At 48.3% G+C, this 14,513-nt stretch carries 12 protein-coding genes; 8 read left to right on the top strand and 4 right to left on the bottom strand.

The annotated features are described in order from the left end of the window. From NC981_RS09055 to NC981_RS09045, 3 genes are read left to right on the top strand one after another with little or no spacing between them, the layout of a single operon-like run. On the top strand, positions 1-3,438 hold the full coding sequence (locus NC981_RS09055) for a DUF6519 domain-containing protein (protein ID WP_348242526.1): 3,438 nt from the start codon (positions 1-3) through the stop codon (positions 3,436-3,438). Between the two features lie 17 nt (positions 3,439-3,455). Then, the gene (locus NC981_RS09050; RefSeq protein WP_348242525.1) at positions 3,456-3,668 is read left to right on the top strand and encodes a hypothetical protein; all 213 of its coding nucleotides are present in this window, start codon (positions 3,456-3,458) and stop codon (positions 3,666-3,668) included. Positions 3,669-3,681: 13 nt separating this feature from the next. Next, complete coding sequence (locus NC981_RS09045) at positions 3,682-4,104, top strand: hypothetical protein (protein WP_348242524.1); 423 nt, start codon at positions 3,682-3,684, stop codon at positions 4,102-4,104. A 389-nt stretch (positions 4,105-4,493) separates the two neighbouring features. On the opposite strand, the gene NC981_RS09040 is transcribed toward NC981_RS09045, so the two are convergent. Next, entirely contained in the window at positions 4,494-5,204 is a 711-nt protein-coding gene (locus NC981_RS09040) for a MarC family protein (protein ID WP_190376894.1), read from the bottom strand. A gap of 68 nt (positions 5,205-5,272) precedes the next feature. Next, complete coding sequence (locus NC981_RS09035; protein ID WP_348242523.1) at positions 5,273-6,733, bottom strand: protein kinase; 1,461 nt, start codon at positions 6,731-6,733, stop codon at positions 5,273-5,275. Between the two features lie 328 nt (positions 6,734-7,061). Between NC981_RS09035 and NC981_RS09030 the strand changes: the two genes are divergently transcribed. Then, on the top strand, positions 7,062-9,527 hold the full coding sequence (locus NC981_RS09030; RefSeq protein ID WP_348242522.1) for a PAS domain S-box protein: 2,466 nt from the start codon (positions 7,062-7,064) through the stop codon (positions 9,525-9,527). Here the strand turns inward: NC981_RS09030 and larC are convergent. After that, entirely contained in the window at positions 9,524-10,900 is a 1,377-nt protein-coding gene (gene larC / locus NC981_RS09025) for a nickel pincer cofactor biosynthesis protein LarC (RefSeq protein WP_348242521.1), read from the bottom strand. The genes NC981_RS09030 and larC overlap by 4 nt on opposite strands. A 48-nt stretch (positions 10,901-10,948) precedes the next feature. On the opposite strand from larC, the gene NC981_RS09020 reads away from it, so the two are divergent. The 3 genes from NC981_RS09020 (at position 10,949) to arsS (ending at position 13,039) form a co-directional block, all read left to right on the top strand. Next, positions 10,949-11,611, top strand: a complete 663-nt coding sequence (locus tag NC981_RS09020) for an L-threonylcarbamoyladenylate synthase (RefSeq protein ID WP_348242520.1) — start codon at positions 10,949-10,951, stop codon at positions 11,609-11,611. 63 nt (positions 11,612-11,674) lie between these two features. Further along, positions 11,675-12,007, top strand: a complete 333-nt coding sequence (locus NC981_RS09015; protein ID WP_068393759.1) for an arsenosugar biosynthesis-associated peroxidase-like protein — start codon at positions 11,675-11,677, stop codon at positions 12,005-12,007. A gap of 3 nt (positions 12,008-12,010) precedes the next feature. Beyond that, positions 12,011-13,039 carry an arsenosugar biosynthesis radical SAM (seleno)protein ArsS gene (gene arsS / locus NC981_RS09010; RefSeq protein ID WP_348242519.1) on the top strand — a complete coding sequence of 343 codons (1,029 nt, stop codon included), beginning with the start codon at positions 12,011-12,013 and terminating at the stop codon, positions 13,037-13,039. Positions 13,040-13,042: 3 nt separating this feature from the next. Here the strand turns inward: arsS and NC981_RS09005 are convergent, their stop codons facing one another. Next, on the bottom strand, positions 13,043-13,504 hold the full coding sequence (locus NC981_RS09005; protein WP_347272604.1) for a DUF2141 domain-containing protein: 462 nt from the start codon (positions 13,502-13,504) through the stop codon (positions 13,043-13,045). Between the two features lie 153 nt (positions 13,505-13,657). Here NC981_RS09005 and NC981_RS09000 point away from each other — a divergent pair, with 153 nt between their 5' ends. Then, positions 13,658-14,512: an urease accessory protein UreD gene (locus NC981_RS09000; RefSeq protein ID WP_348242518.1), complete on the top strand. Its 855-nt coding sequence runs from the start codon at positions 13,658-13,660 to the stop codon at positions 14,510-14,512. The last annotated feature ends 1 nt before the right edge of the window (position 14,513 follow it).

Genomic DNA, 14,513 nt, shown 5'->3' with positions numbered 1-14,513 from the left:
ATGAAAGGGGATTTTACTCGGTCTACATTTCAACCACAGAAACACTATAGCAGTGTCCGAATGCAGCAAGGACGGTTGCAGTTAGATGCTGACTGGAATGAGCAAGTTGATATTCAAAATCACTTGATGGAAACTCAAGTGCGGGACATCATTGGGTTAAGTGGGGCACCACGAGCGGTGGAAGACCCCACATCACCTAAAAATTTTAATATCGAACCAACAGCCGATGGCAAAGATCTGAAGATTGGGTGGGGGCGAATTTACGTTGATGGCATTCTTTGTGAATTAGAGGAATCCATCACCTACGCAACGCAAAAGCACTATCAGGACGCACTCAAAACAGATTTAAAGAATGGTTTAGAAGATAACAAAGACTATTTAGTCTATCTTGATGTTTGGCAACGTCATATCACTGCGATCGAAGATCCAGGCATTTGTGAAGTTGCATTGAATGGAGCAGACACGGCAACGCGAACTCAAACGATCGCCCAAGTCAAATTACACTTACTAAAAGGCACAGGTTCCATTGATGAGCAATGGGATGAGTTTTTTAAGTCAAAACAAGATCGCAAGCCAGCGATCCAAGTATCTACAAGCGGTACGCTAGAGAATAATTTATATCGAATTGAAATTCATGCTCCTGGACCCGTTGGAACTGCAACCTTTAAATGGTCACGCAACAATGGAACGATTGTGAGTAAAATCGGGAGCATTGAAGGCAATATTATTACGATTAGTCGGAAAAGTGCTGAGAGTTGGCAATCTTCTCAGCCAGATCAGTGGCTCGAAATTACCGATGAAGCACAAGAATTAAAAGGAAAGCCAGGAACATTAGTTCGCCTAGTACAAGTTTTTGATGATAAGCTGTTTTTTGGCAAAATTGCCCCTTCAGACAACTCCAATGTGCCACTACCAGAATTTATCTCCGAGAAGGCAGCTAAAGACCAGAAGCTTAAAGTTCGTCGTTGGGACTACACCTCTGATACGACTCAGCCTGGCATTCCTACCGATTCAGCAAAACCGATTCCGTTGGGCAACGAGGGTATTCAAGTTCAGTTTGGAGCAGAATTTGTTTACGAGACTGGAGATTACTGGCTAATTCCAACCCGTGCTGCCAAGGAGATTGAAGGGGTGAATGGCGGGGATAATGTGGCTGATTCTTCCGCGTTTAGACCTCGTGAAGGCATTCATCATCATTATTGTCGCCTAGCACAGGTGCATTATCAGGACGGAGCTTTTAGCAAAGTAAAGGACTTACGGCAAAAGTTTTCTCCTTTGTTTACTTGTTTACAGACGACCGAAGGTTTGAACCTAGGAGCAGCAAAGCAACTTGCAAAACTGCATGTTCAAGGGGCTGAAAAAATCGAAAAGGGCAGGATTTCCCCAGGGAATAAACCCAACGAAGTAACAGTCACAAGCATCGATGACAAAGAAAGTTTGAAGAAAGAGGATTTGAATCCTGGCGACACGATTATTGCTAATGGCCAAACCACGCTGATCACAAAGATTTTACCAGACGATCAGTCTGGAACTTTGCAAATTGAGCCTCCGATCGATCTAGGTGCCGATCGGCAGTTCCGTTATCAAAAGCCGATCGCTCGTTTCTCGCGCTTAGAGAACAATGAAGACAAGACTGAAGTCATCATTACTGCCCAAGGTCGCGTTGGCATCGGAACAGAGACACCAACAGCAAAACTGTCTGTTCAAGGACAATCAGACCAATCTGCGATCGCTCGTTTTCTAGACAGCACAAACTCTACTCGCCTGATTGTGGCGGCTGATGGAAAAGTTGGCATCGGCACAGAGACCCCTACCGAAGCCTTACAAGTGAGAGGCACGATCGAGACAGATAACCTCAAGCTACCGCCACAAAGCACCTTTGAAGTAGGAACGCTGAAAGCAAGAGTTGTTCAACTCCAAGAGCAATTGGAATTGGTGAATGGAGGGGCCTTAAAAGGACAAAACGATCGTCTGTTCGCCTCGGCTCCCCTAGAAGTAACAGGGATAGTCAAAGCAACAGAATTTGAAGGCGATGCACTCCAGTTTACTCAAGGAAGCACCAAGCTAAGTAGCCGTGCCACAGGGGGACTTACGATCGACAATCATGTGTTTATCGAAAAAGCAGGGGAGGAAACGGCAACAGTATGGGTAGATGGTCAAGTCAATACAACAAACTTGAGTGTCACGAATACCAGTACAACTGGTGTCTTAGTGATCAATCGTTCATTTAGATTTAGTACAGGACAGTCCATTCATCAGATTTCTACAGATGGCAGGCTTCAAAATGCCAATGACCAAACGCTCTCTACTCAGCTAGCGATTAAAGCTTACGTTGATGCCAGCTTTAACCGATTGAATACAACGCTCAATGAACGAGCACTTCTCAATGGCTCTAATCAAGTTGATTTTAGTGTCCAAAATTTGGCTGTTGATGGCATTCTGAAACTGCTGCATGGTGCCGACATCAATGAATTTTCTACAGATGGAAGGTTACGAAATACAACGAGGGCTGTACCAACGGAACAAGCTGTCAAAACCTATGTTGATACTCGGTTAGCAGAAAGCTTATCTCGTCTTGCTAATCCCTCGAACACTGATGAATCTGCTGAGACAGACCTTACCACTAAAACACTGACGATCACCGGGAATTTAACCACAACCCCTGCAACTGAACTTCAGCCCGGAGAACTTGCCAGATTGTATGTGCAAGGCTCTACTGCTCAGCAAGGCAATGTGATTAATATTGGTTCCACCCTAGTTCGATCGAATGCTGCTCTGCATGTAGGTGATACGATTACGCTCGCAGGACAATCCCCGCGGCTCATTACTCGTGCTGAGGGTTCTATGTTTTCGTTCGTCCCTCACTTTGAAACAGCTCCAACAGCAGCTACCCTGCAATACAACCAGCCGATCGCACGGTTTGCAAATAGCAAGGGCGAAAATCAATTAATGATTACCGCAGACGGTCTAGTCGTCATTGGCAAACTCGATTCCGATCGTCCAGTTCAGTTCAGTACACCGTTGTTAGAAACAAAACTGTATGTGAATGGACATATCTTTGGCAACAATGTGAGAGGGGACATTGAGCAACTTTCTTCTCGAACGTTGAAAAAGAACATCACTCAACTATCTAGCCAAGAGGTGGATCAACTTCTAGAGGAATTGCATCCAGTTAAGTTTAATTATATAGCGGAGGCAGATAAAATTCGGGTAGGTTTCATTTCTGAAGATGCTCCCGATTTAGTAGCATCAATGGACAAGAAAGCCATTAACCCGCTAGATATCCTGGCAATTCTGACAAAAGCGATTCAAGATCAACGACAGACAACCCTAACATTGTCGTATCTCTGCGATCGCCAGCAATGGGAGATTTGTAGGTTACAAGAACAAGTTAAAATGCTAGAACAGAAAGCAGATAAAAAATCTTGGTTTGGCTAAGAAAACGGATTTTACTCATGCAAGAACAACTAGAACAACGGCTTAAAGAATTAAAAGCAGAATTTACGGCAGGTCAGAAAGCATTGTCTGAGTTAGAGAGTCAAAAGACACATCTTACAGAGACGTTACTGCGAATTAGTGGCGCGATTCAAGTATTAGAAGAGGAGTTAACAAAAACAATGACCACAAAAAACAATCAGGTATTAGAAATGAAATCCTTAGAACAATAGGAGAGCAATGGTGATGAATACCCCTTCAGTAGACACTAAATCTCAATCGGCTATGGTAAAGCTTAGTTCCGGGGGCGAGCTCCAGAAAGTTTCAGCCCAAACGACTCCGATTCAAATCTACAGTACCGCCCTTTGGGAAACGCTCACAGAGCGGGAAACGGCTGTGATTTATAAGCAAGCGCTGAGTAAAACCTGGATGCTCCTGAAGCAAGCGATCGCGCTGCTGTTTTTCCTACTGCTCTTTGCGATCGCGCTCATTTTCTCGATTTGGGGCATTGGTTTTGCACTAGGCGCAGCTTTAGGACAAGACCCCGACAAGATGCAACAGGACTTGATAACGCGATTACAATCATCGCTTCAGCATCTAGTTGGGTGGGCGGATGACTATGTTAAGCGGTATCTGCCGGGGTGGCAGTCATCTAACACACAACGGTAGATTCTGTCTGAAGCTAGGAGCCATTAGAACCGATCAATTACACTTCGATCTCAACTCAAATTCCAATATTTCTCTTCCTGGTGTGGACATTATGATCGTAACTTTCATTTTTTGGGTAATTATTGTGCCATTTCTGCTTGCTTTCATTGTTGGCTTCGTTACATCTAGAATGATTAAACTATTGAACTAGTAACCAATCAGTTGTAATTGCAGCGAGGACACTGACTTAAGCCTGATCAGCGATCGCCCGATTACGTTCCTGACGTTTGGTGCTGTACAAAGCAGCATCAGCCTGAGCAATCTTCGCCATTGCATCAATGACATCGCTACTTCACATAAGCAACCGAAGTTAGCAAGCTGCAATTTACAACTCTCTGCATAACAGAGTCCTAAGCTTGGTACTGCTGCAAAAAGTGGATCACGCCCGTTTGTAGCAAAGCGATCGTGCCATCCGCAATGTATTGCACCGCCAGCGCCGCCAGCAACACCCCTAAAATCCGAGTCACCACATTGACCCCGGTTCGACCCAGGGCTTGAGCTAAATACTTTGCCAGGATCAACAATGCGTAAGCGATCACCAGCACGATCGCAGCATCTGTCAAAACGATTACTTCTCCCAGCACATGGCTATCCGCTTCCTTGATCAAAATCAGCATACTGGCGAGCGTACCAGGACCTGCAATTAATGGAATTGCCAACGGAAAGACACTCACATCCTCACGCAGTTGCGCTTCTTGCTCCTCTTCTTTGGTTTCCCGTTCTCGTTGGGCAAACACCATATCAATCCCAATCTTGAAGAGCAAAATTCCGGCTGTAACCTGAAACGCCTCCATGCTGATGTCAAGATAGCGTAAGACAAAGGCTCCGGTGAGGGCGAAGGTTGAGAGAATCCCGGCTGAGACTAAAATAGCGCGTCGAGCAATGCGAGATTGTTCCTCCGGCGATCGACCTTCAACTAGGGTAATAAACAGAGGAACTAATCCGATCGGATCGACGATCACAAAGAGTGTTAAAAAGGCTTTTGCGATGAAAGCAATGGGGAGATGTTGCGCCAAAGCCTGCCAGTCAGCAGGGAACGACACAAATTGAAAATCAAACATAACTGCTCTATCTAGGTCTATTTACACAGCTTGCAGAATTTGAGCCTACGCCGAATCGGCACAAGTAGCTACTTTTTGTCTGGCTTCTCCCCTTTTTCTTCTCGTTTCTCGTCGTGGCGCTGCTCTTTTCTTTCTTTTTTGTCCTCCTGCTCGGATTGAATGGGTTGCACCGCAGGGGGTAGCGGGTCAGGGGTTAGATCTGGAGACGGCGAAGTCGTCGGGCTGGCAGAAGGCGATGGGATCGTTGGCGGTTCTGGAGCGGGCGCTGGTTCTGGCGGTAGGGGATCAGGGGATGGCTCTGGTGTATCCAAGGGCGATGCTTCAGGAGCAGACGGTTGGCTGGCTGGAGTCGGTGCTGGCTTGGGACGCGCTGGCGCAGACGGTGCAACGATATCCTCACGCTGCCTTGGACTGATCGATGGCTCATCCTGGGGTGACGCAGTGGGTTGAGGAGACACTGGAGCGCTGGATGGTGTTGAGAATCGGGTTGCCCACAGGCTCAGAACTGCTAACCCGATCGCAGCAATCCCACCCCAGAGCCAAGGCTGTTTGGATCGATCGTGGCGTTGGGGGAGCGGCGGTTCTGTGTGAACGTTCACGCGATCCATTCGATCCGTTCGATCAGAATGAGGTGATCCAACCGCGAGGGTAGCAACTTGACTAATGGGTGCTCTTGGAGCCGGAACCGATGCGATCGGCAGGGCCGAGATCGCTTCCTGCTTTAGGTCTGGCAGCAAGGCTAACCAGTCTTCCACGGTGGCAGGTCGGTGGTGCGGTTCAAGTGCCATGCCCTGTAAAATCGCCTGATTCGTTCTCGGACTCAGATCGGGGCGAAGGTATCGCGGTTCCGGGAGGGGTTGGCGATCGCGCAAAACTGATGCGATCGGCACCTGACCTGTGACGAGAGTATAAAGCGTTGCCGCCAGTCCATAGACATCGATTGCAGCGGTACGTTTGGCTTGGGGTAAATACTGCTCGATCGGCGCATAGCCCTCGGAAAACATACTCGTGTGCGCTTGCGTTAAGCCTGGAGAAAATTCCCGCGCTGTGCCAAAGTCAATCAAAATCACCTGATCGGTTCCCTGGCGCAAAATCAGGTTTTGTGGCTTCACGTCCCGATGCAGTAATCCCAACTGATGCACGGCTGTTAACGCTGCTCCCACTTGCTGGATGAAGGCGATCGCGGTCGCTTCGGGCAAGGGCGAATGAGCGACGACCTGCGCCAGCGTCAGACCCGGAATATAATCCATCACCATGTAGGGCAAGCCTTCTTCGGCAAAAAAGTCGTTGACCCGCACAATGCCTGGATGAACGCACATCGCGAGCCGTTTTGCCTCATCTTGAAATTGACGCTGGAAGTTGGCAAAGTTCTGGTCTTGCCGCAGTGCATCATTCATTGTTTTAATCACCACGACTTGAGCGAGCCAATGGTGAGTCGCACGGTAGGTCACGCCAAACCCTCCCCGTCCGAGTTCTTGATCGAGGGTATATTTGCCGTTTGAGAGCGTTTTGCCCACAAATATCGTCATGACGATCGGTGTAATGGGTTAACAAACGCTTCTAGTGTAAGCTACCGTCGTTCGATCTCTAAGTATCTGTGGGTGAAAAGAGAATTAATTCGTTTGACAAATTGACTCCAAAGTTCCGAGCCGCGATCGAATTGTAATTTATCGGTTTCTAGAGATATTAAGTCACTGTTGATTCAACCGATCGCACAGACGACGATTTCTTGAAGGAATAGATTTTGTACTGCTCGATAGAAAAGTTAATACAGGGGCATCCTGGAAACATACACCCCATCTCAATCGCTTGAGCTGAGGTAACGCCCTTTACCTGTTTTGTCCCTGTTTCAATTCTATGCAGGATACCATTCACCGTCACCTAGAAAAGAATGCTCAACCGGAGGATGTCATCAACTTTCGGCACTTGGTTGAAGCAGCCAATGATCTCAGTTGGGTTTGTCAGTTAGATTGGACACTAACCTACATTTCACCTCAACTCCAGACATTGTTCGGGTATGCACCAGAAGAATGGGTGGGACGATCGTGGATGCCCCTGAGCCATCCTGAAGACTTTCTCCGAATCGAAGCAATTTTACAGAATGTAATCAAAACGGGTGAAAACCTCTCAGGTATTGAGTTTCGTCATGCGCTCAAAGATGGAAGCTGGCATTGGGTGTCGTTGAATGTGGCATTAATTCAAGACAACAGTGGAAACGCGATCGGGCTGCAAGGAATTGTGCGAGACATCGACGATGCGAAGCACCGCGAGGCGGAACGCAAAGCCACAGAGATCCACCTGCAAGAGCAGGAGCAACTTCTTCGCAGTGTATACGAAGCGGTCGAACACAGCATCACGACGGTTGATGTGCGAGAAGATGGAGAGTTCTGTTTTGTCGGCTGGAATCCTGCAACCGAAAAAATTACCGGAATTTCCAGTGCAGCGATCGTCGGTCAAACGCCAGAATCGTTAATGGGTGAACTGCATGGCAAAATGGTACGGCAGGATTATCATCGCTGCCTAGACGCGGGCACTTCAATTACCTACGAAGAGTTTTTACCAATCGGAGGACGTGATGTCTGGTGGTTAACCACTCTCAATCCGATTAAAGACGATCGCGGCAGAATTTGCCGGATTGTCGTGACCTCGTTTGACATCACCGATCGCAAAGCGGCTGAAACTGCGCTGCAACAGGCAGAAGTCCATTACCGCAGTATCTTTGAAGCGATCAACAATGGGATCAGCATCGTTAATTTAGAAACAGGCAGGGTCGTCGCCGTTAACCCTGCGTTCTGCCAGATGCATGGTTATACCGCCGAAGAATTTCTTCAGTTTGAATCGTCTAAGTACATTCATGCAGACTCTTTTCCAAAGTTCTTTCGGTTTGTTGAGACAATTCAGGCAGGAAAACAGTTTTTCTGCGAGGCGATCAATCTGCACAAAGATGGCACTTGCATTGATATTGAAGTCACTGCGGTTCCTTTTCTCTATAACAATCAGCCTTGCGCTCTATCAATCATTCGCGATATTCGCGATCGCAAAGCTGCAGAACAAGCACAGGCAAGACTCACCGCTATTCTAGAAGCGACCTCTGACTTTGTCGGCATTGCGGATATGCAAGGTAGAATTCTCTATCTCAATGCGGCGGGACACCACTTACTTGAAATTCCACTTGAAGAAGACCTGATTGGTTTTCCAATTGATAGTGTGCATCCGCCAGCCGCCAGTAAAATGCTTGCTGCTCAAGCGTTTCCGATCGCGATTCAGCAAGGCATTTGGCAAGGCGAGTCGATCGTCTTGACCCGTAGTGGATGTGAAATTCCGGTCTCACAGGTCGTCATTGCCCACAAAAGAGCCGATGGCACTCCTGAATATTTCTCTACAATTATTCGCAACATCACAGCACAAAAACAAGCTGAAATCATTCTGCAACAGAAAGCACAGGAGCTAGAAGCGGCATTGCAGGAACTCCAGCGCACCCAACTGCAAATGATTCAGGCTGAGAAGATGTCATCTTTGGGTCAGTTAGTCGCGGGTGTTGCTCACGAGATCAATAACCCAGTGAACTTTATTTATGGTAATGTCGCGCCTGCGGGTGAGTACATTCAGGATTTGCTCAAATTAATCGACCTTTACCAGACGCAGTATCCGACTCCATCTCCGGTCATTCAAGACAAGATCGAGGAAATCGACTTGGAATTTATTGAGGCGGATCTGCCTCGCTTGTTCACGTCGATGAAGATGGGAGCCGATCGTATTCGTCAGATTGTTCATTCTTTACGAACCTTCTCCCGGTTGGATGAGGCAGCTTGTAAAGAAGTGGACATTCATGAAGGCATTGATAGCACCTTAATCATTTTAGAAAACCGTTTCAAAGCAAAAGCTGAGCAACCTGCAATTGAAGTGGTTAAGCAATATGGCGATTTGCCGTTGGTGGAGTGCTACGCCGGACAACTGAATCAGGTGTTTATGAATGTTTTAGCCAATGCGCTAGATGCACTAGAGGAGCAAAATCAACACCGCTCTTTTGAGCAGATTAAAGCATCTCCCAACCGCATTGAGATTCGCACTCAGGTCTTGAATGGAGATCGCGTTCAGATTCGGATTGCAGACAATGGTGTCGGCATCCCAGAAGCGGTGAAGCAGCGTATTTTTGATCCGTTCTTTACGACAAAGCCTGTGGGCAAAGGCACAGGCATGGGAATGTCGATTAGCTATCAAATTATTACGGAAAACCACGGAGGGACGCTTCAGTGTTTTTCCACGCCTGGACAAGGTGCAGAATTTGTCATTGAAATTCCGCTACGGCAGCAAGTTTCCTAATGCGTAGAATGCCAGGTTTGCAGGGCGATGCGATGCACTTCTCGCCAGGGTAAATCTGCTTCTCGCGCAATGCGGGCACAGTCTTCATATTCGGGCTGCACGTTGACGATCGCGCCATTTTGAGAAGCAATTTTGACCTGAACTGAGCCATATCCCGTGCTGATTTTCTCGAATCTACGATCAAGAACTGTTCGCTGCTGTGTTGTGCGTCGAATTCCTAATGTGGTTGTTTCGCGAAATAAGATTGTTTCGCACTCTGCTGCCTTTTCTGGTGGACAAATCACTGTTAATAACGTTCCAAGACGTGATTTCTTCATCGCGATCGCTTGCGTAAACACATCGAGCGCTCCAGCTTCAAATAAGGGATCGAAGACATATCCGATCGCTTGGGGGTTGAGATCATCAATTTGAGTTTCGAGGACTGTAACCGTTTGCGGTGTGGTCATCTGATGCGCTGTAGATTGGTGATCTTCGGTGGTGCCGATCCAAACTCGCATCATATTCGGAATCGGGAGATCGATCGTTCCGGCTCCGAGTCCGATTTTTTGCAGCGTCATCTTTGGCGGAGCGCTAAAATCTGCAGCAAGAGTGGTGACGATCGCGGCTCCGGTGGGAGTGACTAATTCACGCTCGATGCCGTTGCTGTAGATCGGGACTTGCCGCAGTTCAAATAATTTCAGCACGGCGGGAACAGGAACAGGTAAGCGTCCGTGTGCCGCCCAGACGGTGCCGCCTCCGGTGGGTAAAGGTGAGCAAACAATGCGATCGACGTTCAGCCAGTCGAAGCCGAGACAGGTGCCGACGATATCCACAATGGCATCGATCGCGCCGACTTCGTGAAAATGTACTTCCTCCGGTGGAATGCCGTGGACGGCTCCTTCTGCGATCGCTAACTGCCGGAATACTGCCAAACTCCAAGCTTCTGCCCGTGGAGACAGGTTTGCACCGTGGATCATGCGCTCGATTTCGGGTAGGCGGCGTAGTTTGTCATGGGGGTGATGCTCGTGCTGATATTCATGGTTATGAGAATGCTCGTGATTATGCGAATGATTGTGAGTGGGAGAATGATTGCGAGCGTGAGAATGGGCGTGGTCATGAGGATGATTGTGAGCGCGAGCGTGGGAATGCTCCTGAGCAGGATGCTCGTGAGCAGGTGAGAATTGAGCATCCGACTTTAATCGCACATGAACTTTAGTTGCGCGTTGTCCATTGCGGTATACCGTTTCGGCTTCAAGCTGATATTCTTCCGAAATGCCTAGTCGATCGAGGCTTTCGGTTAGATACCCTAGAGGAACGCCCATATCGACTAATGCTCCAAGGCACATATCCCCAGCAATTCCCGTGGGGCAATCCAGGTACGCAATCTTGCTCATCACACATGAAAAGGGTTAAATACCTCTCCACAATACACCCGCTCAGCTATGGCAACCCTCTACAAAATTCATCCAGATACACCTCAATCGCGCAGCGTCGATCAAGTAGTTTCAGAACTGCGTAACGGAGCCGTGATGCTCTATCCAACGGATACGGTTTACGCGATCGGCTGCGATCTCAATTCTAAATCCGGAGTGCAGCGTGTCCGGCAACTCAAGCAGTTGGCAAACGAAAAACCGTTAACGTTTCTTTGTTCCTCGCTTTCTGATATTTCTCAGTATGCCGTGGTGAGCGATCGGGCGTATCGGATTATGCGGAGTCTGGTTCCGGGAAGTTATACCTTTCTCCTGCCTGGGACGAAATTAGTGCCTAAGCTGGTGATGAATCCCAAGCGGAAAACGACTGGAATTCGAGTTCCCGACCATCCCGTTTGTCAGGCGCTGCTAAAATCGCTCGGAAATCCAATTATCTCGACTTCTGCCCATGTTCCAGTGGAGGATGAAACGATTCCGCTTAAGGTACGCAATCCAGAGAATTTAGCGCTACCAGAACTATTCGACAGTATGGATCGGCTGGTTGATTTGATTGTCGATACCGGACAGGAACCGACACAGGCAGTATCGACGATTCTGGATCTCACCACCGATGAGCCTGAGATCGTGCGAAAAGGATTAGGTTGGGAGGCTGCGGCAGATTGGGTATTGGAGTAGGTTAGACAAGATGCTCAACCCATCGGTCAATTAGGATTGTTATAGCCCACCATTTAATCGAACATGGATACCTACTACAATCCCGACCACTTACCCAACTTTGGCAAAATCAGCGAAGGCAATCCCGAACTGGCTGAAAAGTTCTTTGCGTATTATGGTGCCGTGTTTGAAGAAGGCGCATTGTCGAAGCGCGAAAAAGCGCTGATTGCGATCGCGGTCGCTCACACGGTTCAATGTCCTTATTGCATTGATGCCTACACTAAAGAGTGCCTCCAGCAAGGCGCAGATCTAGAGCAAATGACCGAAGCGGTTCATGTTGCCACAGCCATTCGAGGTGGATCATCGCTGATTCACGGGCTGCAAATGCTGGATCAAGTTAACAAGTTAGCAATGTAGAGCATGACTTCACTTTTAAAGCGCCGATCGCCCCTCACCTCAACCGATTATCAGCAAAGCCTTTTAGACAATCTGCCGTTAAACAACGGAGATTTCTCCGATCGCTTAGCTGTTCACGGTTGGGATAGCCTTCAACCCGCTGAACTGGAGATTTTCCAAATTAATGTTGGCAAGTTGTGTAATATGACCTGTCGGCATTGTCATGTCGATGCGAGTCCCGATCGCAAAGAAATTATGACTCGCGAAACCGTGGATCTGTGTTTGCAGGCGTTGGATCAAACAAATGCTCACACGGTCGATCTCACAGGTGGCGCACCGGAGCTTAATCCGAATTTTCGTTACTTGGTCGATCAATGTGTGGCGCGTGGGAAAAAAGTAATCGATCGCTGTAATCTCACGGTTTTACTGCTTCCCACGATGGAAGATCTGCCCGAATGGTTAGCAGAACGGAAAGTCGAAGTCGTTTGCTCTTTGCCGCATTATCGCCAACGAAACACCGATGCTCAACGCGGTGATGGTACGTTTGAGAAATCGATCGAAGCTTTGAGGCGCTTAAATGCAGCAGGCTATGGCACGGGAGATCCCGATCGGCAGCTAACTCTAATGAGCAATCCAGTTGGCGCATTTCTTGCCAGTGGACAAGCCAAACTCGAACAAGAATGGAAAGCTGGACTGATGAAATATCAAGGCGTGAGCTTCGATCGCTTAATCACGCTGAACAACATGCCAATCTCGCGATTTTTGGAATGGCTCGAATCCACCGGAAACTTACAGGGCTACATGGAATTGTTAGTCAATTCGTTCAATCCTTCAACAATCAACGGATTAATGTGTCGCAACACACTATCGATCTCATGGGATGGATACTTATATGATTGCGACTTTAATCAGATGCTTGATTTGAAATGTGAAACACCACACCTGCGGGATCTCGATTTAGAGAAGCTGAGGAATCGGACGATCGTAACTGGGCGACATTGTTTCGGCTGCACCGCCGGGGCAGGAAGTTCATGCGGCGGCGCATTGACCTAGACCTTAACCGCCTAGTAAATACTGCAACTGAATCTGAGCGGTTGTCTCTGTTCCTGCGACAAACACAGCCGCTTCACTAAATCGCGGCGCACCTGTCCGAATCACCGGATTGCGCGAAAACCCAAATCCCTCGGTGGGAATGCCAACAAAATTGCGATCGAGCCTCCCATTTCCATTGCGATCGTGATACACCGCGATCGCATAATTGCCTAACGCTAAATTCTGAAACGTGACTGCGGTGCGCCCTTGCCCTACAGGAAGACACTGCGCCCGTACCGCTCGATCGCTCTTGTCGGGAAATCCCTGACTGCCTGCAAACAAGCTGACACAGACCTGTCCTTGCTGTCTTTGAATACCGTTGACCACGATCTTCAAATTACTGGTCGATTTTGCCTGCGCCATCATCGGAATCATTAAGCCTGCAAACAGGGTCAAGGCTGCAAGCTTCGGGTAGGGGTTTCGCACGGTTTTCTCCTTTGAAATAGCCTTTACATTCTGTAATAAAGTTGTGAGTATTGTGGCATTCCGATCGCAAATCTGAAAAGCTTCTGTAAATTTTGCGATCGCTGCCTTTCCCGATAGAAGCTAAAAATACGAAACTTTAGCCGCTCTATTGCTGTGAATCATCCTCGACCTGTTGCTTCTGAGCTAACCCAAACCGATTGGCATGGTAGTTTGCGCCTCGAATTTGAAAATCGCCGTGGGATTACTCAACTGATTCAAAATCAGGGAAAAGCGCCGCTCAAAGTCCAGCGCCCGTTCTATCCAGAAAATAGCGGAACTTGCCACAGTGTCATCATGCACACCGCAGGCGGAATCGTCGGGGGAGATCGCTTAACTTTCGATGTTAAACTTGCACCTCACAGCCAAGCACTAATCACCACTCCCGCCGCCGCCAAAATCTATCGCACCAATGGGCGCGAAGCTCAGCAAATCACCGAGATCGATTTAGCAGAAGGCGCTTGTCTAGAATGGTTGCCGCTCGAAACGATCGTGTTTAATCAAGCCTCATTCCGCCAAGCAATGCGCGTGAACTTAGCTCCGGGTGCAGAGTGGATTGGGTGGGAGATTACCCGCTTTGGACGGAGTGCCAGAGGGGAACGATTTCTCGAAGGAAATTGGCGATCGCACACCGAAGTTTGGCAAGCGGGAAAACCCATTTGGATCGATCGACAATGGCTTCCGGGCAGTGAAACGACTTTCAACAGTCCGCACGGATTAGCAGGCTGCCCGATCGTCGCTAGTTTCGCTTGGATTGGACAGACCGTAGAGTCCGAACTGGTGGAAAAAGCACGCGCCCTTTGGACAGGCAGTGAGGGCGAAATTGGGGTAACGCGCTTACCCTTGGGCTTATTGTGCCGCTATCGGGGTCACTCTAGCAGCGAAGTCCGACGCTGGCTAATTGCAGTTTGGGGATTGGTGCGATCGATGTCTGGTCGCCCGATTTGCATTCCGAGAGTCTGGCAGCTTTAGA

It is taken from the genome of Leptolyngbya sp. DQ-M1 (genome assembly GCF_039962505.1).
GTDB lineage: Bacteria > Cyanobacteriota > Cyanobacteriia > Leptolyngbyales > Leptolyngbyaceae > Leptolyngbya.
This window is presented reverse-complemented; position numbering and strand designations above follow the sequence as displayed.

What these genes read in the sequence shown, in the direction of transcription:
- NC981_RS09055 (WP_348242526.1), top strand. Translation starts at nt 1, where the DNA reads ATGAAAGGGGATTTTACTCGGTCTACATTTCAACCACAGAAACACTAT.
- NC981_RS09050 (WP_348242525.1), top strand. Translation starts at nt 3,456, where the DNA reads ATGCAAGAACAACTAGAACAACGGCTTAAAGAATTAAAAGCAGAATTT.
- NC981_RS09045 (WP_348242524.1), top strand. Translation starts at nt 3,682, where the DNA reads ATGAATACCCCTTCAGTAGACACTAAATCTCAATCGGCTATGGTAAAG.
- NC981_RS09040 (WP_190376894.1), bottom strand. Translation starts at nt 5,204, where the DNA reads ATGTTTGATTTTCAATTTGTGTCGTTCCCTGCTGACTGGCAGGCTTTG.
- NC981_RS09035 (WP_348242523.1), bottom strand. Translation starts at nt 6,733, where the DNA reads ATGACGATATTTGTGGGCAAAACGCTCTCAAACGGCAAATATACCCTC.
- NC981_RS09030 (WP_348242522.1), top strand. Translation starts at nt 7,062, where the DNA reads ATGCAGGATACCATTCACCGTCACCTAGAAAAGAATGCTCAACCGGAG.
- larC (WP_348242521.1), bottom strand. Translation starts at nt 10,900, where the DNA reads ATGAGCAAGATTGCGTACCTGGATTGCCCCACGGGAATTGCTGGGGAT.
- NC981_RS09020 (WP_348242520.1), top strand. Translation starts at nt 10,949, where the DNA reads ATGGCAACCCTCTACAAAATTCATCCAGATACACCTCAATCGCGCAGC.
- NC981_RS09015 (WP_068393759.1), top strand. Translation starts at nt 11,675, where the DNA reads ATGGATACCTACTACAATCCCGACCACTTACCCAACTTTGGCAAAATC.
- arsS (WP_348242519.1), top strand. Translation starts at nt 12,011, where the DNA reads ATGACTTCACTTTTAAAGCGCCGATCGCCCCTCACCTCAACCGATTAT.